We start from the raw sequence: 24,006 nt of genomic DNA, 5'->3' as shown, positions 1-24,006 counted from the left end.
TCGTGTCCTCACACATCGGCCTTGTCGCCCATCCGCTCCAGCCATTCCCGGCGGTCGGCGGCGTTCTTTTTGCCGAGCAAAAGGTTCATCAGCTCATCGGTGGTCCTGGCGTCGTCCAGTGTCAGCTGTACCAGGCGGCGCGTATCCGGCGCCATCGTCGTCTCGCGCAACTGCAGCGGGTTCATCTCGCCCAGGCCCTTGAAGCGGGTGACGCTGATCTTGGCGCAATGACCTTCGGCGGCAAGCCGGTCGAGCACGCCTTGTTTCTCGGCTTCGTCGAGCGCGTAGAACACCTGCTTGCCTGCGTCGATGCGAAACAGTGGCGGCATGGCGATGTAGATGTGCCCGCCCTCGACCAGCGGGCGGTAGTGCCGCAAGAACAAGGCACATAGCAGCGTGGCGATGTGCAATCCGTCGGAATCGGCATCGGCCAGGATGCAGATCTTGCCGTAGCGCAAACCGCTGATGTCGCTGCCGCCCGGATCGACGCCGATCGCCACCGAGATGTCGTGGATTTCCTGAGAAGCCAGTGCCTCGCCCGGATCGACCTCCCAGGTATTGAGAATCTTGCCGCGCAAGGGCATCACGGCCTGGAACTCGCGGTCGCGCGCCTGCTTGGCGCTACCGCCGGCGGAGTCGCCTTCCACCAAGAACAGCTCGGTCTGGGCCGGATCACTGGACACACAGTCGGCGAGCTTGCCCGGTAGCGCCGGACCGCTGGTGACCTTTTTGCGCACGACGGCCTTGGCCTGCTTGAGGCGCGCGCTGGCGTTGGCGATCACCCGCTGCGCGATCTGCTCGCCCTGTTCGGGATGCTGATTGAGCCAGAGGCTGAACGCATCGTGGACGACACCGGAAACGAAAGCCGCGGTCTCGCGCGAGGACAGTCGCTCCTTGGTTTGCCCGGCGAACTGCGGATCGTGCATCTTCACCGACAGCACATAGGCGCAGCCGGCCCAGACATCCTCGGGCGTGAGCTTGAGCCCACGCGGCAGCAGGTTGCGGAACTCGCAGAACTCGCGGATCGCTTCGGTCAGACCGGTACGCAGACCGTTGACATGGGTGCCGCCCTGCGGGGTTGGAATCAGGTTGACATAGCTTTCGGCGGTCGGCTCGACCTGGTTTTCTCCGTCGATCCACGCCAGCGCCCACTCGGCCTCCTCGCGGCTGCCCTTGAAATGACCGACGAAAGGTTCAGCCGGCAACATCTCGGCATCACCGAGCGTATCGCGCAGGTAATCCGGCAAACCATTCTCGTACTGCCAGACCCACTGCTCACCGTTGAGGCGGTCGTCGAGGGTCACTTTGAGGTTGGGGCATAGCACGGCCTTGGCACGCAATACCTGCTTGAGCCGCACGACCGAGAACTTCGGCGAATCGAAGTACTGGGGATCGGGCCAGAACCGCACCGTCGTCCCCGTACGGTTCTTGGCGACGGTGCCGACGACCTTGAGCGGGGAGCTGCGCTCGCCGTTGCGAAACTCGATGTGATGCTCCTGGCCGCCACGGAAGACACGCACCTCAAGCCGGCTCGACAGGGCGTTGACGACCGACACTCCGACCCCGTGCAAGCCGCCGGAATACTGGTACATCTTGTTCGAGAACTTGGCGCCGGAATGAAGCTTGGTGAGGATCAGCTCCACGCCAGTGAGCTTATGTTGCGGATGCACGTCCACGGGCATGCCGCGCCCGTCGTCAGCGACTTCCAGCGAACCGTCTTCGTGGAGGATCACCGCGATGCTGCGACAATAGCCGGCGAGCGCCTCGTCAACCGCATTGTCGATGACCTCCTGGGCGAGATGGTTGGGGCGCGTGGTGTCGGTGTACATACCCGGGCGCTTGCGCACCGGGTCCAGGCCCTGCAGGACCTCGATCGCTTCGGCGCTGTACTGAGTCGTGGTAGCCATGTGATCGGGAGGGAAAAAGCCGGCGGACACTAGCCGATGCACGCAAACGGAGCAACCGGGCTACACTGGAAAAATGCATTGCGGATATCTGTTTGCAATCCGCAATATCGGCTTTACAAATATCGACATTATCACATCCGAGACCGGACATGACGCGCCCCCCCGATCCTGCCGCCGACGGCGATGATGCGGTGAGCCGTTTCGAAGAGGCCATCAAGGAACTCGAGGGCATCGTCCAACGCCTCGAACGCGGCGAGCTGCGTCTCGACGAAGCACTCGCACTGTTCGAGCGCGGCGTCGAACTCGCGCGTCAATGCCGCAGCGCGCTCGCCACCGCCGAGCTGCGCGTGCACAACCTGCTCGATGAATCCACCGCCCAGGACGATGAACCGTGAGCACGGAGTTTGCCGCGCGACTCGATGCCTACCGGGAGCGGCTGGCCGCGGCACTGGACCGCTTTCTGCCACCGCAAGAGCAATACCCGGCTCGGCTGCACCAGGCGATGCGCTACGCCTGCGACGGCGGCAAGCGCCTGCGCCCACTGCTGGTGTATTTGTGTGGCGAAGTGCTGGAACTCGATCCGGCCGTGCTCGATGCGCCGGCGTGCGCCGTCGAATTGATCCATGCCTACTCTCTGGTGCACGACGACCTGCCGGCCATGGACAACGACGATCTGCGCCGCGGCCGCCCGACCACCCACAAGGCCTATGACGAGGCGACGGCGATTCTGGTCGGCGACGGGCTACAGGCGCTCGCCTTTGCGGTGCTGTCCCAGGATCACGGCGATGGCCTGCATGCGGCCCAGCGCCTGCGCATGGTACAGATTCTGGCCGAGGCAGCAGGCTCACGCGGCATGGTCGGCGGCCAGGCTGTCGATCTGCAGTCGCACAACCGCCATCTGACCGTGGCCGAGCTGGAGGCGCTACACATTCACAAAACCGGTGCGCTGATCCGCGCCTGCCTGCGCCTGGCCTGCACGGCCGCCCCGCTCATCGGCCTCGCGCACCACGATGCGCTCGACCGCTACGGCAAATGCATCGGTCTGGCCTTCCAGATCCAGGACGACATCCTCGACATCGAAGGCTCTTCGGCAACCCTGGGCAAAACCGCGGGCAAGGACAAGGCGCATGGCAAATCGACCTACCCCGCTCTGCTGGGGCTGTCGGCCGCGCGCGCGCGCGCAGAGGAATTGTTCGACCAGGCGCGTGCCGCCTTGACGCCCCTGGGCGCACAGGCGCGCCCGCTGCTCGATTTCATCGAGATGATCCAGGTCCGCAATCGATGAGCGGCGCTTTTGCGCATTGCAGCACTTGTCCGATAATGGGCGGCTGGTTTCGGATCACTGGCACCCGGCCTTGACCCCATTCCCATTGCCTCGGCGCAGCACGCACAGCTCACGCACATGACCGACATTCCCGGATATGCCCTGCTCGGCCGCGTCAACACACCGGGCGATCTGCGCGCGCTCGCTCCAGAGGAGCTGCCGCAGTTGGCGGTCGAAATGCGGCGCTACCTGATCGAGACACTGGGCCGCATCGGCGGGCACTTTGCCGCCAACCTCGGCACCGTGGAGCTGTCGATCGCCCTGCATCGCTGCTTCGACACCCCGCATGATCGCCTGGTCTGGGACGTCGGCCACCAGGCTTATCCGCACAAGATGCTCACCGGGCGCCGCGCGCGCCTGGAAACGATCCGCCGCCTCGGCGGGCTGGCGCCGTTCTGCCACCGCAGCGAGAGCGAATACGACGCCTTCGGCGTAGGTCACTCCTCCACGTCGATCTCCGCCGCCGCGGGTATGGCCGCTGCGGCACGCATCAAGAACGAGAAACGCCGCATCGTCGCCATCATCGGCGACGGCGGCATGACCGGCGGCATGGCTTTCGAGGCACTCAACCATGTCGGCCATCTCAAGCTCGACCTGCTCGTGATCTATAACGACAACGACATGTCGATCTCGGAGAACGTCGGCGCACTGCGCGATCACTCCGCCCGGCTGCTCAAGAAGCTCGGCATGGCGGCACCGCACCACGCCCGTCCACCCGAAGAACACAATGCGATGCACCTCGACACACCCGGTGCGCTGTTCGAGACCCTGGGATTCCGTTACCACGGGCCGATCGACGGTCATGACCTGTACGCGCTGACGGCGACACTCGAGCAGCTCAAGGATCGACCGGGCCCGCATCTGCTGCACGTGATCACGGTCAAGGGCAAGGGTTTCGATCCCGCCGAGGCCGATCCGATCAAATATCACGGCGTCACACAGTTCGACCCGGTCACCGGCGCATTCCCGGAGAAAAAAGCGGCAGCACGCCCGAGCTACACGCAGATCTTCGGCGAGTGGCTGTGCGAAGCCGCAGCCGCAGACCCCACGGTGGTCGCGATCACGCCTGCAATGCGCGAAGGCTCCGGTCTCGTCGAATTCGCCGCACGTTTTCCGCAGCGTTATTTCGACGTCGGCATCGCCGAACAGCACGCGGTCACCCTCGCCGCCGGATTGGCCTGCGAAGGCCTCAAGCCGGTCTGCGCGATTTACTCGACGTTCCTCCAGCGCGGCTACGACCAGCTGATCCACGATGTGGCGATCCAGAACCTGCCGGTGCTGTTCGCCATCGACCGCGGCGGCCTGGTGGGCGCCGATGGCGCGACCCATCACGGCGCATTCGACCTGTCGTACTTGCGCTGCATCCCGAACATGGTGGTCATGGCGCCCTCGGACGAGAACGAATGCCGCCGCATGCTCACCACCGGTCTTGCGCTACGCCAGCCCAGTGCGGTGCGCTACCCGCGCGGCAGCGGCACGGGCGTCGCGTGCGATCCGGATGCACGTCCGTTGCCGGTCGGCAAAGGGCGCATCCTGCGCGAAGCCCACGGCCGCCGGCGTCCGCGCGTCGCCCTGCTCGCTTTTGGTGCGATGGTGCAGCCGGCTCTGGAAGCGGCGGAAATCCTCGACGCCGTCGTCGCGGACATGCGCTTCGTCAAACCACTGGATACCGAGCTGATCCTCGAACTGGCCAACGAAAACGATCTGCTGGTGACGATCGAGGACAACGTGCGCATGGGCGGCGCAGGCTCCGGCGTCAATGAAGTCCTGCTGGCGCAGCATCATGCCGTGCCGGTGCTCAACCTCGGTCTGCCCGATCATTTCGTCGAACACGGTACGCGCGAGGAACTGCTGGCCCAATGCGGACTCGACACCGCCGGAATCCAGCGTGCGATCCACAAGCGCCTGCGCAGCCGCGATCTCGACGAGCGCAGCACCGCACGCCGCGGCTGAAAGACCTCAGCTAGGGCTTACCGCCCGCGCGATGGACTCGCCGCCGGCGCCGCCGTACCAGGCGAGCCGCTCGCGCAAGCGCACCACCTCGCCGACGATCAACAAACTCGCCGCGGAGAAACCGGTCGCAGCCACCGCCTGCGGTAACGTCCCCAGCGTGCCGACGACGACCCGCTGCTCAGGCGAGGTGCCTTGCTCGATCATCGCCGCGGGCCAGTCCGACGGCAGACCATGCTCGATCAACCGCGCCGCAATCTGCGGCAGTGTGCTCAACCCCATGTAAACGACCACGGTCTGGCCACGCCGCGCCAGTTGATCCCAGGGCAGATTGAGCTGCCCATCCTTGCGCGCATGCCCGGTGATGAAAATGCAGGTCTGCGCATAGTCACGATGGGTGAGCGGAATGCCGGCATAAGCAGCACAACCACTCGCCGCCGTAATCCCCGGCACCACCTGGAACGGGATGCCATGCGCCATCAGCGTATCGATCTCCTCACCGCCGCGGCCGAAGATGAACGGGTCACCGCCTTTGAGGCGCAGCACGCGCAAACCGGCCTTGGCCAGGCGCACCAGCTCGGCGTTGATCTCCTCTTGTGGCAGGCTGTGCCGGCTACGCGCCTTGCCGACGAAAATCCGCTGCGCGTCCCGACGTACGAGATCCAGCACCTGCGGTGAAATCAGGCGATCGTAGAGCACCACGTCGCACTGCTGCATCAGCCGCAACGCCTTGAACGTCAGCAGATCCGGATCGCCGGGACCGGCACCGACGAGATACACCTCGCCACCGGGATGCCGGCCCTCGATCATCTGCTGCAAATCCCGCTCGGCAGTCGCCTCATCTCCGGACAGGACGCGCTCGACGGCGCGGCTGTCGAGGAAACGCTCCCAGAGGGCGCGTCGGGCCGCCCCATCAAGACGCGTGTACACCGTCTCGCGCCAGCGATGCATGAACGCGGCCAGGCGGCCGTATCCCGTCGGCAGCCACGCCTCGATCCGCTCGCGCAGACGCCGCGCCAGCACCGGCGCCGCGCCGCCGGTGGAGATCGCGACGAGCAGCGGCGCACGATCCACGACCGACGGTGTGACGAAACTGCTCAGCGCCGCGTCATCGACCACGTTGACCGGCACACCCGCCTGCTGGGCCGCGGCGGCGACACGCTGGTTGAGCTCGGCATCGGACGTCGCCGCGATGACCAGCCGCGCACCGGCGAGCTGCAACGGCGTGAAATGCTCACCAATATGGTGCACGGCGCCCTCCGCACACAGCTGCCGCACCTCGTCGTGAAGCTGCGCGGCGACGAGAGCCGGGCGCGCGCCGGCGCGCAACAGTAGCCGCAGCTTGCGCACCGCCACCTCGCCGCCCCCGACGAGCAGCACACGTTCACCACGCAGGCGCATGAACACGGGGTAGTAAGGCCAGGGTGTCGGGCTCATAGGATCATTAAGACCACACATCTCGGCAATGCACAATGGGATGGAATAGCCGCCTATACTGTTATTCTCTCATTGCATATGTCGTGCCAGCTCGACGACCATGAAACTGCGCCAGCTCCGATACATCCACGAAGTCGCCCAGCGTGGCCTCAACGTCACGGCGGCGGCCGAAGCGCTGTTCACGTCCCAACCCGGTGTCAGCAAGCAGATCCGCCTGCTCGAAGAAGAGCTTGGCGTCGATATCTTCGTCCGCAGCGGCAAGCATTTGTCGGAAATCACACCGGCAGGTCTGCGTATCCTTGAATACACGCGCCGGCTGCTCGCCGAAGTCGAAAACATCGAGCGCGTCGCCGCCGAGTTCCGTGATACCGATCGCGGCGATCTGGCGATCGCCACGACGCACACCCAGGCACGCTATGCGCTGCCACCGGTGATCCAGGCGTTCCGCAAGAAATATCCGAAGGTGACGCTGCATCTGCATCAAGGCTCACCGCCGCAGATCGCGAAAATGGCGGCGGATGGGCAGGCCGACTTTGCGATCGCAACCGAGGCGATGCACCATTTCGATAGCCTAGTGATGCTGCCCTGCTACCGCTGGAACCGCAGCATCCTGGTCAGACCCGAGCATCCGCTCACCAAGCTCAAGCGGATCACGCTCAGGGACGTCGCGCAATATCCGATCGTCACCTATACCTTCGGCTTCACCGGGCGCTCGAAGCTCGATCAAGCCTTTGCCGCGCACGGACTCAAACCCGACGTCGTGCTGACCGCGGTGGATGCCGATGTCATCAAGACCTATGTGCGCCTGGGTCTTGGCATCGGCATCATTGCATCGATGGCTTACGACGAACGCGCCGACCGCGATCTGGTGCGACTAGCCGCCGATCATCTGTTCGAGGCCAGCACCACGCACATCGGCTTTCGCCGCGGATTGTTCCTGCGCGGCTACATGTACGACTTTCTGCAGCTGTTCGCGCATCATCTGACCCGCGAGCTGATCGACGAGATCAGCGCCATTGCCGACCCGGAAGAACGCCGCAAGCGTGTACAGGAACGCGTGCCGCAGGTCCCGGCAGCCACATCGTAAGAACAGGCCGTAACGATCGGCCACTGCTCATAACACTTGGTTCTGAACTTAGGCCGCGTATCGCCTTCGGTCCGGCGCGCGCGGCTGCTACCCTGCGCGCGCCGTTGACCCATCCATCCTTTCCGGATCCTGACACCAGCGCCCATGTATCAGTACGACGCCTACGACCAGCGTCTCGTCGACCAACGCGTCGAGCAATTCCGCGATCAGACGCGGCGCTTTCTCGCCGGCGAACTGTCGGAGGATGAATTCCGCTCGCTGCGCCTGCGCAATGGCCTTTACATCCAGCGCTTCGCGCCGATGCTACGCGTCTCGATCCCCTATGGCCTTCTCTCGGCCCGGCAGATGCGCATGCTCGCGCACATCGCGCGCACCTACGACAAGGGCTACGGACATTTCACAACCCGCCAGAACATCCAGTTCAACTGGCCCCGTCTCGAACAGGTGCCGGACATCCTCGCCGATCTCGCCTCGGTGCAGATGCACGCCATCCAGACCTCTGGCAACTGCATCCGCAACATCACCACCGATCATCTTGCCGGCGTGGCCCACGACGAACTGGTCGATCCGCGCCCCTACTGCGAAATCACGCGGCAATGGGCGACATTCCACCCCGAGTTCAACTGGCTGCCGCGCAAATTCAAGATCGCCTTTTCCTCCTCGACGACCGACCGTGCCGCAACGCGCGTCCACGACATCGGCGTGCATATCGTACGCAGCACAACCGGTGAGCTCGGCTACGAAATCTATGTCGGCGGCGGTCTTGGACGCATGCCGATGCTCGCGCACAAGATCCGCGACTTCCTGCCGGAAGCGCAACTGCTGTCTTACCTGGAGGCGATCCTGCGCGTCTACAACCGCCTGGGCCGGCGCGACAACATCCACCGCGCGCGCATCAAGATTCTGGTCAAAGACTTGGGGCCCGCGAAATTCACGCAGATGGTCGAGCACGAATGGTCGCAAATCGACCGCACCGCGCTCGATCTACAGCCGCAGGATCTCGAACGCATGAAGGCGCATTTCACAGCGCCTGCGTATCGCCACGATGCAGCCTCCGACCGCAGTTTCGATGCTGCCGTCGCGGCCGACCGCGCCTTTGCCGCATTCGTCAAGCGCAACGTGCGACCGCACCGTATGCCCGGCTACAAGATCGTTTTCGTGTCACTCAAGGCACCGGGCGTTGCACCCGGCGATATCACCGCCGAACAGATGGACCTGGTCGCGGACTTAGCCGAGCGCTACAGCTTTGGTGAAATCCGCTCGACACACGATCAAAACCTCGTGCTTGCCGATGTCGAACAAAAAGACGTCTTCACCGTCTGGCAGGCGCTGCGCAACGCCGGCCTGGCCACGCCGAACATCGGGCTGCTGACCGACCTCATCTGCTGCCCGGGCCTTGATTTCTGCTCGCTGGCCAATGCGGGTTCGATCGGGGTGGCGGCCGAAATCAACGACCGCTTCGACTCGCTCGACCACCTGTACGACATAGGCGAGATCAAGCTCAAGATGTCAGGCTGCATGAATGGCTGCGGGCACCACAGCGTCGGCCACATCGGTATCCTCGGCGTCGATAAGAAAGGCGAAGAGTGGTACCAGGTGACGCTCGGCGGCAGCGCCGAGAACGACGCCAGCCTCGGAGACCGCACCGGCCCGTCTTTCAGCCGGGCCGAGATCGCGGATGCGATCGAACGCATCATCGAGGTCTATCTCGAACATCGCCGCGACGAGGAGGAGACCTTCCTGCAGTGCTACCGGCGCATCGGCATGGCGCCGTTCAAGGCCCGCCTCTACAGCGAGGAGGTCGCCGCATGATCCTGATCCGCGATGGAGCCATCGCCCACGACGACTATTGCGCACTCGCCGACGACGCGCCGCTGCCGACCTCCGGGAACTTCATCGTCTCGCTCGAGCGCTGGTTATCCGAGCACGAACCGCTGCGGGCGAGCGCTGCCGCGAACATCGGCATCCGTCTGCCCAATACCGCAGACCTTGCGGACGTCTGGCCGCTCATCGCAGACCGGCCGCTGATCGAACTGCAATTCCCCGCTTTCGGCGATGGCCGTGCCTACAGCCAGGCACGTCTGCTGCGCGAACGCTATCGCTATCCCGGCGAGATCCGCGCCAGCGGCGTTGCCGTCACCATCGACCAGGTTCGCGAAATGTACCGGTGCGGCATCAACGCCTTCGTACTGCGCCAGGATCAAGACCCGCAGCGCTTCATCACCGAATGGGTCCGCGCGCGCGAGATTCTGTGGTACCAAACCTCGCCGGGCGCTGCTGAATCGGTCATGATGCGGCGTCGCAGCCGGTAAACCTCGCTTTTTGAGGACCGGCAAGCATACGCTCGCCATCGGGTAGTCTTGCGCGGTGCGTCTTGCTGCTGCCCAGGGTCCCAATCACGGTGTGCCGGCCCATCCCCGCTACAACCGTCGACGGTCGACTCGGCAGCGGACACGAAAAACCCGCCTGGCAACTGCCAGGCGGGTGTGCCATCGATCAGTGCACGATCAGCCGAATAAACCGGCGGCTTTGGCCGCTGCCCGCAGCGCCTGCGCCTGCAGGCCAGCGAACGCGCCTCCGGAGGCCTCGAGTCTAGCGATCAAGGCGCGGATCGCCTCCGCAGGACTCTGCCCCGGCTGGAGCTGAACCGTGCCAGCGACAACGCCATCCGCGGTGATGACCACCTGGTTACCACTGACGCTGAACGCGATGTTATCGACGTTCGTGCCGCCCGGGCCTGAGCCGGAATTACCAGACTGGGCCCAAGCCACACCCGATGCACACAGACCCATCAAGGCGGCGGCTGCAAGAGTCTTCAAGTTCATAGTCAAGCTCCGTGGTGAAAACGCCCGGCGGGGTCTTCAGAAACTGAAACCGACGCCGACGCTGGCGGCAAACTGGGTGCCGAGGTCGAAACGGTCGCCGAGATTGACGGCGCCCGCGGTCAGGGTCACCGGCCAACGCTGGATCGGCGCCACCGATACCGCAAGATTCGCAAAGCGGCCCGTGTACTCACCGATCACCGAAAACCAGGTGACGGGATAGTAAGCCAACGCGCCGAAGACGCCGACGCCATTGGCCTCGTCGTGGAAAGCGCCATCCCCCATACCGAGGGTCGCCACCAGGCCTTGGCCGCCCAGTGCAAAGTATTTCGACGCCACGGCATAGACACTTGATTCGTTGCCGCCGTCGGCAACCGCGCCCCACCGTCCAATCGTCTGCACACCGATGGCTACTGAAGCGTACCCCGGCAGGTTGGTGTGGAGTTTGAGACCGACTGAGCCAGCCTCGCCAAGCCCATCGTCGCTGCCGTCTGCGTCGGACAAAGATGCGAAGCTGGCCGACACGTCGAGACCGACATACTTGGACGGATCGCCCAGCCCGATGTTGAGACCAACCGAGCCGTCGTAGTCGTCTGCGAAGATGTCGTCATCAAGGGTCTGTCCATAGAGACCGACACCGATGCCCCCCCAGCCGGCGCCGGAACCGATCGGCACCTGGAAGGCGGATGCGGCGTAACCCTGTGGAATGGCGAGTACCTGCGACGCCGTGGACCCAGCCACGTCCTGGGCAAATGCAGCTGGAGTTGCGGCGGCGAGCGCAACGGCCCCCACGGCAAAAGAGAAGTTCACACTTTTCATCGCGCTTGGTCCTTTGGTTTTGTGAGGCCTAGGGCATGCCGACAGGGCAGCTCCCCAGCCACAGTTTGGAATGTCTTGCGCAGAAACTCAATCCCCGGCATGTGATGCGGTGCGCAATACTTCAGCGCGTGGGATACGGCCGCAGGGTCCTAATCCCGCCCATGTAGGGTGCCAGCGCATCGGGAACCGCAATCGAACCATCGCCCTGCTGGTAGTTTTCCAGAATCGCGACGAGCGTCCGCCCAACCGCCAGCCCGCTGCCATTGAGCGTGTGCAGCAGCTCCGGTTTCTTCGTCGTCTCATCGCGGTAGCGCGCCAGCATGCGCCGGGCCTGGAAGTCCTCGAAGTTCGAGCACGAGGAGATTTCGCGATAGCGGTTCTGACTCGGCAGCCAAACCTCGATGTCATAGGTCTTGGCCGCGGCAAAGCCCAGATCACCGGCACATAGTGCGACGACACGGTAGGGCAGCTCGAGCCGGCGCAGAATCGCCTCGGCGTGCGCCGTCAGTTCCTCCAAAGCCGCGTAGGATTTTTCTGGCAGCACGGCTTGTACCAGTTCGACCTTCTCGAATTGATGCTGACGGATCATGCCGCGCGTATCGCGTCCGGCGGCCCCCGCTTCCGACCGAAAGCACGGCGTATGGGCGACCCAGCGCCGGGGTAGCTGATCGGCCGACAGAATCTCGTCGCGCAGCAGGTTGGTCACCGGCACCTCGGCGGTGGGGATGAGATACCAGTCCTGCCCACCCTGTAGCGCAAACAAATCGGCGCCGAACTTCGGTAGCTGGCCGGTCCCGAACAGGCTCGTGGCATTGACGATGTAGGGGACGTAAAGCTCCTCGTAGCCGTGCTCGCGCGTATGCACGTCCAGCATGAACTGGATCAACGCGCGATGCAGACGTGCGAGCTCGCCGCGCAGCACGGTGAAACGTGCACCGGCGAGCTTGGCCGCAGCCGCAAAATCCATCGCTCCGAGCGCCTCCCCCAGATCGGCGTGATCGCGCACACCTTGCGGGCTGCGCGGGGTACCCCAGCGGCGCTGCTCGACGTTGTCATGCTCGTCCTTGCCATCCGGCACCGAGGCATGGGGCAGATTGGGCAGGCCGTGTATGAGCGCTTCGAGTGCAGCCTGTACCGTTTCCAACTGTGCCTTGCAGGCTTCGAGCTCCGCGGCGATGCGCTCGACATCGGCCATCAGCGGCGCTATGTCCTCTCCTCTGCCTTTGGCGATGCCAATGGCTTTGGAGCGGCTATTGCGCTCGGCCTGCAGCTTCTCGGTCTGCGTCTGCAGAGCCTTGCGGCGGTTCTCCAGGGCTTGGAACGCCGCAACGTCGAATACGAAGCCACGACGCGCAAGTTGGGCTGCGATGCGTGCCGGATCGGCGCGCAGCAATTTCGGATCGAGCATGATCGGACAATCGCGTGGATGGGGCGGTTATTGTAGGGCTGCGTCGCAGCCTTCACGCGAAGTATGCGCGGCCGATCCACAAACCCAGCCCACAAGCGGCCAGGCACAGCACCAGGTTGAGCGCGACGTTGAGCGCGGCTGCGCCAAGACCGACGTCCTCGAGCAGGCGCAGCGTCTCCACCGAAAAGGCCGAGAATGTCGTGAACGCGCCGAGAAAGCCGACGATGAGCAGCGCACACAGCACACCGTCGGTCGCACCCTGCTCTACCAGGCGCACGTATAGCAAACCGGCGGCGAGGCTGCCGGCCACGTTCACCGTGAGCGTTCCCAGCGGAAAGGCCGGACCGAACCAGGCTGTCAGCAGGCGCACGATACCAAAGCGCGCCAAGGCACCGAGTGCGCCGCCCAGCGCAACCGCAAGCCATTGCATCATGTGTGCTCCTCACCGGAACGTGGGCTTGTGCGCTGCTGGCGCAAGACCGCGAGCTTCTCGGCGATCCGGATCTCGAAACCCCGTGCCACCGGATGGTACAGCTCGGTGCCGACGAGACGGTCGGGCAGGAACTGCTGGCCTGCGGCGTGGGCGCCTTCCTCGTCGTGATCGTACCGATAGCCACGGCCGTAACCGAGATCTTTCATCAAGCGTGTCGGCGCGTTGCGCAAATGCATCGGGACTTCGAGCGAGCCGCTGCCCTCGACGAGCCGGCGCGCAGCGCCGTAGGCGGTGTACACCGCATTGCTCTTGGGCGCACAGGCGAGATAGACGACGGCCGCGGCGAGTGCCAGCTCCCCTTCCGGGCTGCCAAGCCGCTGGTAGGTATCCCAGGCGTCCAGGCACAGCGCCTGCGCGCGCGGATCGGCAAGACCGATGTCCTCGACGGCCATGCGCAGCACGCGACGCGCGATGTAGTGCGGATCGCAGCCGCCGTCGAGCATCCGCGCCAGCCAGTACAGCGCGGCATCGGGATCGCTCCCGCGCACCGACTTGTGCAGCGCCGAGATCTGGTCGTAAAAGTTCTCTCCCTGCTTGTCGAAACGCCGTAGACCCTGGCCGACGAGGCGCGCGAGCACGGCATCGTCGAATCGGAACTCAGCGCCGGAGCCAGATTCCCGTGTCTGTGCACGAACCAGCTCCATGGCCGTCTCCAGCAGCACAAGCCCGCGGCGCGCATCCCCGTCCGCCGCCTCGGCAAAACGATCGAGCCAGTGCGGTGGCAGCGCATCCGCGGCAAGCCCGCAGCCGTGACCGGCATCGATCAAGGCGCGCTGCAACACCTTGCGCACATCCTCGGCCGACAGCGCGCGCAGCACGAAGACGCGCACGCGCGACAACAGCGCGGCATTGAGCTCGAACGAGGGATTCTCGGTGGTCGCACCGACAAGTGTCAGCGTACCGTCCTCGACATAGGGCAGCAGTGCATCCTGCTGCGCCTTGTTGAAACGATGGATTTCGTCGATGAATAACACCGTTGCCTGTGGCGTGAGCGCGGCAGCGGCGGTCTGCGCCTGCACCACTGCCTCGCGGATTTCCTTGACGCCGGAAAGCACCGCCGACAGGGTGACGAAACGCGCCCGCGTGTACTGCGCGATCAGCCGTGCGAGCGTGGTCTTGCCGACCCCGGGCGGCCCCCAGAGCACCATCGATGGCACGCTGCCAGCCTCGAGCAAGCTGCGCAGCGGAGCGCCAGGCCCCAGCAGATGATCCTGCCCGACGATGTCGTCGAGGCATTGCGGGCGCATGCGCTCGGCCAGCGGCTGAGAAAGACCAGTCTGGCCCCGGCTCGGCGCTGACGGGGCAGCCTGCGACGTCATCGCATCCACCTAATCGAGCTGCACGACATCGACGCCTGCAGGCGGCGTGAAACGGAATCGCCGGCTGTCGACCCGCAGATTGCGCTGCACATGCTCAAAACGGATATCGCTGACGCCGCCCAGCGGATCGTGAAAACGCATGCGCACGGGCACGCCCGAAGCCTGCAGCCACAGCTCGATCAGACGGATATCCGCATCTGCGGTCCGTGGCTCGAGCCGGAGTTTTTCGCTGTCCCCCTCGCGCCCGGCGTCAATGATCACGAAACGCGCGTCGAGGCGCTCGCCTTGCGCCAGTAACGATGCCGGCGTGTCGCGCAGCACCGCGTCGGCATCGCGCACCGTCGCCTGGGCGAGATCGGGCTCGTAGTTCCAGATCTGCTTGCCATCGCAGATCATCAGCTGTTCGTAGGGCAAATCGTAGCGCCAGTAAAACCGCCCCGGTCGCGCGAGCACAAACTCGCCACTGCGCGTGCCCAGCACAGCGCCGTGTTCGTCGTACTGCGTCTGCTCGAAACGGGCCGACAGGGTTTGCACTTCGGTGAGAAACCGCTGCAGGCGCGCTTGCGCCTCGCTGGCCGCAAACGTGAGCGGACTGCAGAGACACAATACGGCAGCGACAGCGATGCGGATCATGACGACGGGCAACGGACAACTCTGTTGGAGAGTATGAAACGACAAGGCTGGCGCGCCAATGAACACGGTACGCCTCACTCATGCCCACCGGGAACGAGGATCTCGCGATTACCCCCCGGCCCGCTGGGCCCGACGATACCGGCGGCCTCCATCTGTTCGACCATGCGGGCAGCGCGGTTGTAGCCGATCTTGAGCCGCCGCTGCACCCAGGAGACCGATGCCTTGCGCGTCTGGAGCACCAGCGCCACGGCTTGGTCGTAGAGCGGATCGGCTTCGGCACCCTCGCCATCCTCGCCGCCGGGATTGGCCGGCGCTTCGTCGGCACAGACATCTTCGACGTATTCCGGCGGCCCCACCTGTTTGAGATAAGCAACGACCTTGTGCACTTCGTGATCATCGACGAATGCGCCATGCACGCGATCGAGCCGGCTCGCACCGATCGGCCGGAACAGACCATCGCCGTGACCGAGCAAGGTTTCAGCGCCCATCTCATCCAGAATCGTGCGCGAATCGATGCGCGAGGCGACCTGAAATGCCAGGCGCGATGGGATGTTGGCCTTGATCAGGCCGGTGATGACATCGACGCTGGGCCGTTGTGTGGCAACGATCAGGTGGATGCCAGCAGCCCGCGCCTTCTGCGCCAGTCGTGCGATCAATTCTTCGACCTTCTTGCCGACCACCATCATCATATCCGCCAGCTCGTCGATGATGACGACGATGTTCGGCAGCGGCTTGAGCAGCTCCGGTGGCGAAAGTGGCGGTTCGGCATCGAACAAATCGGGCGGTGCGGCCTTGAGCGGATCAGCAATCGGCGCTCCGGCTTTTTCGGCCTCCTCGATCTTGCGGTTGAGCCCGGCGAGATTGCGTACGCCCAATGCCGACATCAGCCGGTATCGCCGCTCCATCTCGCCGACACACCAGCGCAGCGCGTTGGCCGCGTCTTTCATGTCGGTGACCACCGGTGTCAGCAAGTGCGGAATGCCCTCGTAAACCGACAGCTCCAGCATCTTCGGGTCGATGAAGATGAAGCGCACCTGGTCTTTGGTCGCCTTGAACAGCATCGACAGAATCATCGCGTTGATCGCGACCGACTTGCCCGAGCCGGTGGTACCGGCGACGAGCAGGTGCGGCATTTTTGCGAGATCCACCACGACTGGATGCCCCGCGATGTCCTTGCCGAGCGCCAGCGTCAACGGCGAGGTCGCATGCCGATAAGCGCTGGAACCAACGATCTCGCTGAGCGTCACCATCTCGCGCCGCTGGTTCGGAATCTCCAAACCGATCACCGATTTGCCTTCGATCACTTCGATCACGCGCACGCTCGACACCGACAGCGAGCGCGCCAGATCCCGCGACAGATTGGTGATTTGTGAACCCTTCACCCCGGGGGCGGGTTGCAACTCGAAACGCGTGATGACCGGCCCGGGCGTTGCCGCGACCACCTGTGCCTTCACCCCGAAGGATTCCAGATGACGCTCGACGTCGCGGGACAGACGCTCCAGCTCCTCCGCGCTGTACTGTCGCCCGGAAGGGCGCGGCGGATCGAGAATCGTCAGCGGCGGAAGCGGGTCACCGTCGAACGCCGGAACCGGCTCACCGGTAGCTTTGGCCCGAGTGGTGTTGCGGGGCTTGTCCCCGGCAGGCGGCGCCGGCAGCAGTTCGAGCTGTTCTTCCTGGCTGCCCAGCAGCGGGGCCAGACGGCGCTTGCGCTTGTCTTTCTCCTTGACCGGTGCGCCGGATTTTTCGGATTCCGGCGTGGATTCAGCTGTCACGGCGACGCCGGCCACAGAGGAACCACTGGAGATGGCCGTATCGGGAGAAGCGGCGGGCGCGACAGCCCGTTCACGGCGCTGCATGCGCGCCAGGATCCAGGCGCCCAGCCGATCAACCACTGTGAGCCATGAAAACATCAATGCCAGCGGCGCGGCCGCGATCGCCAGAGTCAGCAATACCAGGCTGGCGCCGAAACCGTTGAATACGCCCACTAGGCTTTCTGCGAGCCATTGCCCGGCGATCCCACCGCTACCTTGCGGTGCCCAATGCGGCGAGGCGCCGACGTGCAATGCGGCGAGCGCGGCCAGGCTGGCGAGCAGCACGAACCAGGCGGCGACCCGCACCCCGCGCGGCATGCCGCTGTCATCGGGTTCCGGCGCGCGAAAAATCCGCAGCCCGATCAGCAGCACGGCCCACGGCAGAAGAAAGGCCACATAACCGCACAGCGAAAGCAGCACATCGGCGATCCACGCGCCCGCTGCGCCGGCGAGGTTATGGACCGGCTCGCCCGTCCCCGACGAAGACCAGCCTGGATCGTCCGGATGAAAACTGACCAAGGTGACGAGCAGAAACAGCGACAAGCCGAGACAAACCAGCATGGCCGCCTCGCGCGGCAGCCGTTCGAGCCAGCTCGGGCCGGCGGCGGCATCCGTGGCGTGGGACTTGCTTCGTGACATGCGGACGGTGGAATCGAACAGAGGGAGTATAGCGGAGGCGAAGACGCTCACCGCTGCGCCTCAAGCCTCTTGAAAGACGGCCGTAAACCTTCATATACCGTGACGGTCAAACGGTTAGAGACGGGTTTGCAGAGTCGATCATGACGATCCAGACACGCCATTTCGTATTGACGCCGGAGGGCACCATCCGTGAGTTCACGCCGGAACAGGCAGCCCTGATCGCAGCCGGCGCTGGCCGGTTGCCCGAGTTCGCCGGACATGATCTGCGTTACCTGCAACTGACGCTGGAGAACGTGCCGGACAGCGACGAACTGCGCATCCAGACCGTTGGTGCGCGAATCCATTTCGACGAACACGGTCGCCTGTCCGAAGCAGGCCCGCCTGCCGAATCCGAGCCGATCACCCGCTTCGAGCACGATGCCGTCGTGCAGTGGGCCTTGCGCGATCTGCCCGCAGTGGCACCGACCTTTCACTGACGGGCATGCCGGTGGTGGGCGCCGCCGGCGCGCTGGCGTATGCTTGGCGTGACGCCACCCCGCCTAGCCGACATGGATAGCCCGGTCCGTCTGCACTGGCTGGATCCGCGCAACCCGCACCAGCCTTTCCCGCCCGCGCATCTGGCGATGCGCGAACCCAATGGACTGCTGGCGATCGGTGGTGACCTGTCGGTTACGCGACTGCTGCGCGCCTACGCCCAAGGCATCTTTCCCTGGTACAACCCCGACGAGCCCATCCTCTGGTGGTGCCCCGATCCGCGTGCGGTCCTCATACCGGCGGACCTGCACGTATCGCGTTCACTGCGTCGCACGCTGCGCCGGGCCGACTACGCAGTCACCATGGACCGGGATTTCGATGGCGTGCTGGCGGCCTGCGCCGCCCCGCGCGGAAACAGCCGCGGTACCTGGCTTGGCGACGACATGCGCCACGCCTACCGCCAGCTCTACGAGCGGGGCCATGCGCATAGCGTCGAGGTCTGGCGCGCCGGCGTACTGGTCGGCGGGCTGTACGGCGTGGCGCTGGGGCGCATCTTTTTCGGCGAATCCATGTTCTCGCGGATCGACGATGGCTCCAAGATCGCCCTGTACTGGCTGTGCCGGCAGCTCGAAAACTGGGCGTTCGATCTGATCGACTGTCAGGTCAGCTCGGCACATTTGCGCAGTCTCGGCGCCATCGAGCTGCCGCGCAGCGACTTCTTGCGGCGCCTTGCACTCGCACAGGACGGCGGGCGTCTTCCGTCGCGCTGGCACTTCGAGATCGAGCGGCCGGCCGACCCAGCCCATCTGCCACCGTGAACGACGTCCAGCCAGTACGGCTCTACCTCAGCGCCGAACATGCCTGCGGCTACCTGGCGGGTCGTATCGCGCGCAGCGCTTTCGTCGATCCGCAGTGGCGGCTCAATCCGCCGCGCTACGAGCGTCTGCTCGAACTCGGTTTCCGCCGCAGCGGCGGGCATGTCTACCGACCGCATTGCCGGGATTGCGCATGCTGCATCCCAGCCCGCATTCCGGTCGCCCAATTCCACCCCAACCGCGCACAGCGGCGTTGCCTCAAGATCAATACCGACCTCGATCTTACACTCGAGCATACGCTCGGCGACGAACATTACGCGCTATACCGCAAGTATCTGCTCGGTCGCCACGCCGATGGCGGCATGGATCCTGACGACCGCCATGCCTTCCACGGCTTCCTCGAATGCCCCTGGGCACCCGTGCGTTACTGGTGCTTCCGCAAGAATGGGCGCCTGCTCAGCGTCGCCGTCGTCGACCATCTGCCGCGGGCACTGTCCGCGGTTTATACCTTCTTCGACCCGGCAGCGGCATCGCGCAGCCTCGGCACGCTGGCGGTGTTGCACCAGATCCAGCACGCGCGCGAAGAGGGCTTGAGCCACGTTTACCTCGGCTACTGGGTGCCGGAGAGCCGGAAAATGGCCTACAAGCAACGTTTCCAGCCTCTGGAAATCCTGGGCAGCGGCGGCTGGAGTCTTGACCGGCAGTAGCCTGCGCCTGGCATGCCGACAGCCGTCGGCGAGCGAACATTTCCGCGCCACTTCCCTATAATGCACGCCTCTTTGGGCATGGCGGAGCGTATGGCGAAGGAAGATCACATCGAGATGAACGGCGTGGTGGTGGAGACGCTGCCCAACACGACGTTTCGCGTCAAGTTGGAAAACGGGCACGTGGTCATCGCCCATATCTCTGGGCGGATGCGCAAGCACTACATCCGCATCCTCACCGGCGACAAAGTCACCGTTCAGCTCACACCTTACGACCTGACCAAGGGCCGGATCACCTTCCGCGACAAATAAGCCAGGTCAGATCGAGCCCGCTGCACCTGCCGCGCCGGGAATGCCCCGACCGAACCTGCATCAGCAGGGCGAGGTCACCAGTGGTGCTCCTTCACACAGGTTCGAGCTGCGAGGACTTTTCGCGGCCTTCGATCTCGAACGTGAGTGCGCCATCGCCGCCGAGGGTGACGTGCACGCGGCCACCGTTGGCGAGCTTGCCGAACAAGAGCTCTTCCGCGAGCGGGCGCTTGAGGTTCTCCTGGATCACACGCGCCATCGGGCGGGCGCCCATCTTCGGATCGTAACCGCGCTGCGAAAGCCACAGGCGCGCGGATTCATCGACCTCCAGCTGCACACCCTTGGCACCGAGCTGCTCCTCCAGCTGCATCAGGAATTTGTCGACCACGCGCAGGATCTCGGCCTGACCGAGCGGCGCAAACTGCACGATGGCATCCAGCCGGTTGCGGAACTCCGGCGTGAACAGGCGGCGGATCGCCTCCATCGCATCGGTCTGGTGGCTTTGCTCGGCGAAGCCCATCGTGCGCCGCGAAGACTCCTCGGCCCCGGCGTTGGTCGTCATCACCAGGATGACATTGCGAAAATCCGCCCTGCGGCCGTTGTTGTCGGTCAATGCACCATGGTCCATCACCTGCAGCAGCAGGTTGAATACGTCCGGATGCGCTTTCTCGATTTCGTCGAGCAGCACGACGGCGTGCGGATGCTTGATCACCGCTTCGGTCAGCAACCCGCCTTGATCGAATCCGACATAGCCGGGAGGCGCACCGATCAGACGCGAGACGGTGTGCCGCTCCATGTACTCGGACATGTCGAAGCGGATCAGCTCGATGCCCAGAAGCTGGGCGAGCTGGCGCGTGACTTCGGTCTTGCCCACGCCGGTCGGACCGGCGAACAGGAAACTGCCGATCGGTTTCTCCGGATTGCCCAGGCCCGATCGGGCGAGCTTGATGCATGCCGTGAGCTGCTCGATGGCCTGGTCCTGGCCGAAGATCACGAGCTTGAGATCGCGCTCCAGCGTCGCCAGACGGTCCCGGTCGTTGGCCGAGACGCTTTTGGGCGGGATGCGTGCGATACGCGCGACGGTTTCCTCGATGTCGCGTACCTGAACGGTCTTGCGGCGCCTGGACTCCGGCAGCAGGCGCAACCGCGCCGCCGCTTCATCGATGACATCGATGGCCTTGTCCGGCAAGTGTCGGTCGGTGATATGCCGGGCCGACAGCTCCACCGCGGAGCGCAGTGCCCCACGCGTGAACTGAACCTGATGGTGCTCTTCGAAACGTGCACGCAAACCTTCGAGGATCTTCACCGTATCCTCGATGCTGGGCTCGCCGACGTCGATCTTCTGGAAGCGCCGCGCGAGCGCGCGGTCTTTCTCGAAAATGCCGCGATATTCCTGGTACGTGGTCGATCCGATACACCGGATCTGCCCGGAAGCCAGCAGTGGCTTGAGCAGATTGGATGCATCCATGACGCCACCGCTGGCGGCGCCGGCACCGATGATCATGTGGATTTCGTCAATGAAGACGATCGATCCAGGCCGTCGTTGCAGCTCCGCGATGACGGCTTTGAAGCGCTTTTCGAAATCGCCGCGGTACTTGGTCCCGGCGATCAGCGATCCCAGATCGAGGCTGTAGACGACGGCATGCCGGAGCAGGTCGGGCACACGACCCTCGACGATGAGCCAGGCCAGCCCCTCTGCGATTGCGGTTTTGCCGACGCCGGCCTCGCCGACCAGCAGCGGGTTGTTCTTGCGCCGGCGGCACAGCGTCTGCATCACTCGCTCGATTTCGAGATCGCGCCCGATCAGGGGATCGATCGCACCCTGCGCCGCACGCTCGTTGAGGTTCACCGCGTATTGCTCGAGCGCACCCTGCCCGGCTTGCGTCTTGTCGCCGGCATCGTCGCGTTCCTCGGAATCCGCCGGCTTGTCCTGAATCGCGCCGTTCTTGGCAATGCCGTGCGAAATGAAATTGACGATGTCGAGACGGGTCACACCCTGCTCGCCGAGCAGATAGACAGCGTGCGTATCCTTCTCCGAGAAAATGGCGACCAGCACGTTGAGCGTGGTCACATGCTTCTTGCCGGCCGCCTGCACGTGGTAGATCGCGCGCTGCAAGACACGCTGGAACGACAGCGTCGGCTGCACCTCATGCCTGTCGGCGTCCTTGACCGACTGGACGTGCGTGCGGATGTAATCCCTGAGCCCTTCCTCGAGCTTGTCGGTGTCGGCACCGGCTGCGGTCAGCGCTTCGGATACCTGCGTGTCCGACAGCAGTGCAAGCAGCAGATGCTCCACGGTCAGCAGCTCGTGACCTTCCATCCGCGCCGAGACGAAGGCGGCATCGAGGGCTTTTTGCAGATCTTCGGACAACATGGCTTACGCTCCACAGCGGCGCCAGTGGCAACCGCGGTCAAGTCTTCTCCATCACGGTCAACAGCGGATGCTGGTGCTGACGCGCATAGCTGTTGACCTGTGCGGTCTTGGTTTCGGCGATTTCCGCCGGAAAAACGCCGGCGACCCCGCGACCCTGGGTGTGAATCTGCAGCATGATCTGCACCGCTTTCTCGCGTGGATGATGGAAAAACCGCTGCAAAACCTGGACCACGAAATCCATCGGCGTATAGTCGTCGTTGAGCATCACCACCTTGTACATAGGCGGATGCTGAAGCTTGGGCTTGGCTTCTTCCAGCGCAATGCCCTGTCCAGAATCTTTCCTAACCTCGTTGCTCATCGATGCAAGCCCTGTATCCGCCGGTGCCCTGCCGAACCTCGGCGCGCACCGCAGGCGATCCACGGTCCATCCAAGGCTTTCAGTGTAGCGCCGCAGGTCCACGCGGTGGAGACGGCCGCAACCGCTGGGCCGACAACGCGCTGAACGGCTTCAGAAAGCCGACAAACCGGTCTGTGCACGCCCGAGGATGAGAGCATGGATGTCCTCCGTCCCTTCGTAGGTATTGACCGTCTCCAGGTTCAACAAGTGCCGCATCACCGGGTAATCCTCGCTGATGCCATTGGCCCCGAGCATGTCGCGTGCCGCACGCGCGATCGCCAGGGCCTGGCGACAGTTGTGGCGTTTGAGCAGGGACACCGCCTCGGGGCTCGCCTCGCCGGCGTCGAACATGCGCCCGAGCCGCAGCGCCGCTTGCAAACCCAGCGCGATATCCGTTTGCATGTCGGCAAGTTTCTTTTGGATCAATTGGTTGGATGCGAGCGGCCGCCCGAACTGGCGGCGCTCGACGACATAATCCCGCGCCGTCAGCCAGCAGGTCTCGGCCGCCCCCAGCGCACCCCAGCAAATGCCGTAGCGGGCCTTGTTCAGGCAACTGAAAGGGCCGCGCAAACCGATGACATCGAGCCGCTGGATCTCCGGCACCCGCACCCCGTCGAGCACGATCTGGCCGGTCACCGAGGCACGCAGCGACAGCTTGCCCTCGATCCGCGGCGTGGACAGCCCCGCCATGCCGCGCTCGAGCACGAAACCCCGCAGTGCGCCCTCGTCGTCGCGCGCCCAGACGACGAAAACATCGGCAACCGGGGCATGGCTGATCCAGCTCTTGACCCCCTCGAGCACCCAGCCACCGGCGTCGCGGTGCGCCCGGGCCGACATGCCCCCCGGATCGGACCCGTGATCCGGCTCGGTCAGCCCGAAAGCCCCCACCGCCTCCCCGCTCGCCAGCAGCGGCAGCCAGCGCTGCCGCACGGGCGGCGCGGCGTAAGCCAGGATCGGATACATGACCAGACTCGATTGCACCGACAGCGCCGAGCGGTACGCCGAATCCACGCGTTCGAGTTCACGCGCCACCAGGCCGTACATCACCTGGCTGCCGCCGGGACAAGCCTCGCCCTCCAGGCCGATGCCCAGCAACCCCAGCGCCCCGAGCTCACGCAGGACCTCGCGATCGAAGCGCTCTTCCCGGAACGCCGTCTTGATCCGCGGCAGCAACCGCTCCTGGGCGTAGGCCCGCGCGTTGTCGCGGACCAGGCGCTCGTCGGCGCTGAGCTGGCGCTCCAGCCCGAGCGGATCACGCCAGTCGAAAACAGCCGCCATACACCC

General features: G+C 64.6%; 22 protein-coding genes. 10 read left to right on the top strand and 12 right to left on the bottom strand.

Translation table 11 applies throughout. From position 1 onward, the window contains the following. Window positions 1-8 precede the first annotated feature (8 nt). On the bottom strand, window positions 9-1,907 hold the full coding sequence (gene parE / locus BMZ48_RS04665; protein WP_091532396.1) for a DNA topoisomerase IV subunit B: 1,899 nt from the start codon (window positions 1,905-1,907) through the stop codon (window positions 9-11). Window positions 1,908-2,056: 149 nt separating this feature from the next. Here parE and BMZ48_RS04660 point away from each other — a divergent pair, with 149 nt between their 5' ends. The 3 genes from BMZ48_RS04660 (at window position 2,057) to dxs (ending at window position 5,184) form a co-directional block, all read left to right on the top strand. Beyond that, window positions 2,057-2,302, top strand: coding sequence for an exodeoxyribonuclease VII small subunit (locus BMZ48_RS04660; RefSeq protein WP_091532395.1), 246 nt, complete (start codon window positions 2,057-2,059; stop codon window positions 2,300-2,302). Beyond that, window positions 2,299-3,192, top strand: a complete 894-nt coding sequence (locus tag BMZ48_RS04655; protein WP_091532393.1) for a polyprenyl synthetase family protein — start codon at window positions 2,299-2,301, stop codon at window positions 3,190-3,192. Before BMZ48_RS04660 ends, BMZ48_RS04655 begins: the two co-directional genes overlap by 4 nt. Window positions 3,193-3,309: 117 nt before the next feature. After that, the gene (dxs, locus tag BMZ48_RS04650) at window positions 3,310-5,184 is read left to right on the top strand and encodes a 1-deoxy-D-xylulose-5-phosphate synthase (RefSeq protein ID WP_091532391.1); all 1,875 of its coding nucleotides are present in this window, start codon (window positions 3,310-3,312) and stop codon (window positions 5,182-5,184) included. A 6-nt stretch (window positions 5,185-5,190) separates the two neighbouring features. On the opposite strand, the gene cysG is transcribed toward dxs, so the two are convergent. After that, a complete protein-coding gene (gene cysG / locus BMZ48_RS04645; protein ID WP_200769520.1) occupies window positions 5,191-6,618 on the bottom strand; it encodes a siroheme synthase CysG in 1,428 nt (475 codons plus the stop codon). Window positions 6,619-6,718: 100 nt separating this feature from the next. Here cysG and cysB point away from each other — a divergent pair, with 100 nt between their 5' ends. From cysB to BMZ48_RS04630, 3 genes are all read left to right on the top strand, one after another. Next, complete coding sequence (gene cysB, locus BMZ48_RS04640) at window positions 6,719-7,705, top strand: HTH-type transcriptional regulator CysB (protein ID WP_091532388.1); 987 nt, start codon at window positions 6,719-6,721, stop codon at window positions 7,703-7,705. Between the two features lie 144 nt (window positions 7,706-7,849). After that, a complete protein-coding gene (locus tag BMZ48_RS04635) occupies window positions 7,850-9,517 on the top strand; it encodes a nitrite/sulfite reductase (protein WP_091532386.1) in 1,668 nt (555 codons plus the stop codon). Further along, window positions 9,514-10,017 carry a DUF934 domain-containing protein gene (locus BMZ48_RS04630; protein ID WP_091532384.1) on the top strand — a complete coding sequence of 168 codons (504 nt, stop codon included), beginning with the start codon at window positions 9,514-9,516 and terminating at the stop codon, window positions 10,015-10,017. The genes BMZ48_RS04635 and BMZ48_RS04630 overlap by 4 nt, the downstream gene beginning before the upstream one ends. Window positions 10,018-10,212: 195 nt before the next feature. Here the strand turns inward: BMZ48_RS04630 and BMZ48_RS04625 are convergent, their stop codons facing one another. The 7 genes from BMZ48_RS04625 to BMZ48_RS04595 form a co-directional block, all read right to left on the bottom strand. Continuing rightward, window positions 10,213-10,530 carry a hypothetical protein gene (locus tag BMZ48_RS04625; RefSeq protein WP_091532382.1) on the bottom strand — a complete coding sequence of 106 codons (318 nt, stop codon included), beginning with the start codon at window positions 10,528-10,530 and terminating at the stop codon, window positions 10,213-10,215. A gap of 36 nt (window positions 10,531-10,566) precedes the next feature. Further along, a complete protein-coding gene (locus tag BMZ48_RS04620; protein WP_091532380.1) occupies window positions 10,567-11,346 on the bottom strand; it encodes a hypothetical protein in 780 nt (259 codons plus the stop codon). A 121-nt stretch (window positions 11,347-11,467) separates the two neighbouring features. Further along, window positions 11,468-12,754 (bottom strand): serine--tRNA ligase, encoded by a 1,287-nt coding sequence (gene serS, locus BMZ48_RS04615; protein ID WP_091532378.1) that lies wholly within the window; start codon window positions 12,752-12,754, stop codon window positions 11,468-11,470. 52 nt (window positions 12,755-12,806) lie between these two features. Further along, window positions 12,807-13,187: a fluoride efflux transporter CrcB gene (gene crcB / locus BMZ48_RS04610; protein ID WP_200769519.1), complete on the bottom strand. Its 381-nt coding sequence runs from the start codon at window positions 13,185-13,187 to the stop codon at window positions 12,807-12,809. After that, window positions 13,184-14,494: a replication-associated recombination protein A gene (locus BMZ48_RS04605; protein WP_366450094.1), complete on the bottom strand. Its 1,311-nt coding sequence runs from the start codon at window positions 14,492-14,494 to the stop codon at window positions 13,184-13,186. The genes crcB and BMZ48_RS04605 overlap by 4 nt, the downstream gene beginning before the upstream one ends. Window positions 14,495-14,575: 81 nt before the next feature. After that, window positions 14,576-15,199 (bottom strand): outer membrane lipoprotein periplasmic chaperone LolA, encoded by a 624-nt coding sequence (gene lolA, locus BMZ48_RS04600; RefSeq protein ID WP_143383628.1) that lies wholly within the window; start codon window positions 15,197-15,199, stop codon window positions 14,576-14,578. A 74-nt stretch (window positions 15,200-15,273) separates the two neighbouring features. Continuing rightward, window positions 15,274-17,649, bottom strand: coding sequence for a DNA translocase FtsK (locus BMZ48_RS04595; protein ID WP_091532374.1), 2,376 nt, complete (start codon window positions 17,647-17,649; stop codon window positions 15,274-15,276). A 140-nt stretch (window positions 17,650-17,789) separates the two neighbouring features. Here BMZ48_RS04595 and BMZ48_RS04590 point away from each other — a divergent pair, with 140 nt between their 5' ends. From BMZ48_RS04590 to infA, 4 genes are all read left to right on the top strand, one after another. After that, window positions 17,790-18,125 (top strand): hypothetical protein, encoded by a 336-nt coding sequence (locus BMZ48_RS04590; RefSeq protein WP_091532372.1) that lies wholly within the window; start codon window positions 17,790-17,792, stop codon window positions 18,123-18,125. A gap of 72 nt (window positions 18,126-18,197) precedes the next feature. Continuing rightward, complete coding sequence (aat, locus tag BMZ48_RS04585; protein WP_091532370.1) at window positions 18,198-18,941, top strand: leucyl/phenylalanyl-tRNA--protein transferase; 744 nt, start codon at window positions 18,198-18,200, stop codon at window positions 18,939-18,941. Beyond that, on the top strand, window positions 18,938-19,645 hold the full coding sequence (locus BMZ48_RS04580) for an arginyltransferase (RefSeq protein WP_091532368.1): 708 nt from the start codon (window positions 18,938-18,940) through the stop codon (window positions 19,643-19,645). The genes aat and BMZ48_RS04580 overlap by 4 nt, the downstream gene beginning before the upstream one ends. 90 nt (window positions 19,646-19,735) lie before the next feature. Further along, a complete protein-coding gene (gene infA, locus BMZ48_RS04575; RefSeq protein ID WP_091532366.1) occupies window positions 19,736-19,954 on the top strand; it encodes a translation initiation factor IF-1 in 219 nt (72 codons plus the stop codon). 91 nt (window positions 19,955-20,045) lie between these two features. Here the strand turns inward: infA and clpA are convergent, their stop codons facing one another. The 3 genes from clpA to BMZ48_RS04560 form a co-directional block, all read right to left on the bottom strand. Continuing rightward, window positions 20,046-22,325 carry an ATP-dependent Clp protease ATP-binding subunit ClpA gene (clpA, locus tag BMZ48_RS04570; protein ID WP_091532364.1) on the bottom strand — a complete coding sequence of 760 codons (2,280 nt, stop codon included), beginning with the start codon at window positions 22,323-22,325 and terminating at the stop codon, window positions 20,046-20,048. A 37-nt stretch (window positions 22,326-22,362) separates the two neighbouring features. After that, window positions 22,363-22,683, bottom strand: coding sequence for an ATP-dependent Clp protease adapter ClpS (clpS, locus tag BMZ48_RS04565; protein WP_091532362.1), 321 nt, complete (start codon window positions 22,681-22,683; stop codon window positions 22,363-22,365). Between the two features lie 150 nt (window positions 22,684-22,833). Then, window positions 22,834-24,000 carry an acyl-CoA dehydrogenase family protein gene (locus tag BMZ48_RS04560; RefSeq protein ID WP_091532360.1) on the bottom strand — a complete coding sequence of 389 codons (1,167 nt, stop codon included), beginning with the start codon at window positions 23,998-24,000 and terminating at the stop codon, window positions 22,834-22,836. Window positions 24,001-24,006: the final 6 nt, after the last annotated feature.

The sequence above is a fragment of the Fontimonas thermophila genome (assembly GCF_900113085.1).
GTDB classification, from domain to species: domain Bacteria; phylum Pseudomonadota; class Gammaproteobacteria; order Nevskiales; family Nevskiaceae; genus Solimonas; species Solimonas thermophila.
Note: the sequence above shows the minus strand (reverse complement) of the source record. Positions and strands in the feature narration are given on the sequence as shown.

Excerpts from the sequence above, each read along its gene's own strand:
- parE (WP_091532396.1), bottom strand. The coding sequence starts at position 1,907 with ATGGCTACCACGACTCAGTACAGCGCCGAAGCGATCGAGGTCCTGCAG.
- BMZ48_RS04660 (WP_091532395.1), top strand. The coding sequence starts at position 2,057 with ATGACGCGCCCCCCCGATCCTGCCGCCGACGGCGATGATGCGGTGAGC.
- dxs (WP_091532391.1), top strand. The coding sequence starts at position 3,310 with ATGACCGACATTCCCGGATATGCCCTGCTCGGCCGCGTCAACACACCG.
- cysG (WP_200769520.1), bottom strand. The coding sequence starts at position 6,618 with ATGAGCCCGACACCCTGGCCTTACTACCCCGTGTTCATGCGCCTGCGT.
- cysB (WP_091532388.1), top strand. The coding sequence starts at position 6,719 with ATGAAACTGCGCCAGCTCCGATACATCCACGAAGTCGCCCAGCGTGGC.
- BMZ48_RS04635 (WP_091532386.1), top strand. The coding sequence starts at position 7,850 with ATGTATCAGTACGACGCCTACGACCAGCGTCTCGTCGACCAACGCGTC.
- BMZ48_RS04630 (WP_091532384.1), top strand. The coding sequence starts at position 9,514 with ATGATCCTGATCCGCGATGGAGCCATCGCCCACGACGACTATTGCGCA.
- BMZ48_RS04625 (WP_091532382.1), bottom strand. The coding sequence starts at position 10,530 with ATGAACTTGAAGACTCTTGCAGCCGCCGCCTTGATGGGTCTGTGTGCA.
- BMZ48_RS04620 (WP_091532380.1), bottom strand. The coding sequence starts at position 11,346 with ATGAAAAGTGTGAACTTCTCTTTTGCCGTGGGGGCCGTTGCGCTCGCC.
- serS (WP_091532378.1), bottom strand. The coding sequence starts at position 12,754 with ATGCTCGATCCGAAATTGCTGCGCGCCGATCCGGCACGCATCGCAGCC.
- crcB (WP_200769519.1), bottom strand. The coding sequence starts at position 13,187 with ATGATGCAATGGCTTGCGGTTGCGCTGGGCGGCGCACTCGGTGCCTTG.
- BMZ48_RS04605 (WP_366450094.1), bottom strand. The coding sequence starts at position 14,494 with ATGCGCCCGCAATGCCTCGACGACATCGTCGGGCAGGATCATCTGCTG.
- lolA (WP_143383628.1), bottom strand. The coding sequence starts at position 15,199 with ATGATCCGCATCGCTGTCGCTGCCGTATTGTGTCTCTGCAGTCCGCTC.
- BMZ48_RS04595 (WP_091532374.1), bottom strand. The coding sequence starts at position 17,649 with ATGTCACGAAGCAAGTCCCACGCCACGGATGCCGCCGCCGGCCCGAGC.
- BMZ48_RS04590 (WP_091532372.1), top strand. The coding sequence starts at position 17,790 with ATGACGATCCAGACACGCCATTTCGTATTGACGCCGGAGGGCACCATC.
- aat (WP_091532370.1), top strand. The coding sequence starts at position 18,198 with ATGGATAGCCCGGTCCGTCTGCACTGGCTGGATCCGCGCAACCCGCAC.
- infA (WP_091532366.1), top strand. The coding sequence starts at position 19,736 with ATGGCGAAGGAAGATCACATCGAGATGAACGGCGTGGTGGTGGAGACG.
- clpA (WP_091532364.1), bottom strand. The coding sequence starts at position 22,325 with ATGTTGTCCGAAGATCTGCAAAAAGCCCTCGATGCCGCCTTCGTCTCG.
- clpS (WP_091532362.1), bottom strand. The coding sequence starts at position 22,683 with ATGAGCAACGAGGTTAGGAAAGATTCTGGACAGGGCATTGCGCTGGAA.
- BMZ48_RS04560 (WP_091532360.1), bottom strand. The coding sequence starts at position 24,000 with ATGGCGGCTGTTTTCGACTGGCGTGATCCGCTCGGGCTGGAGCGCCAG.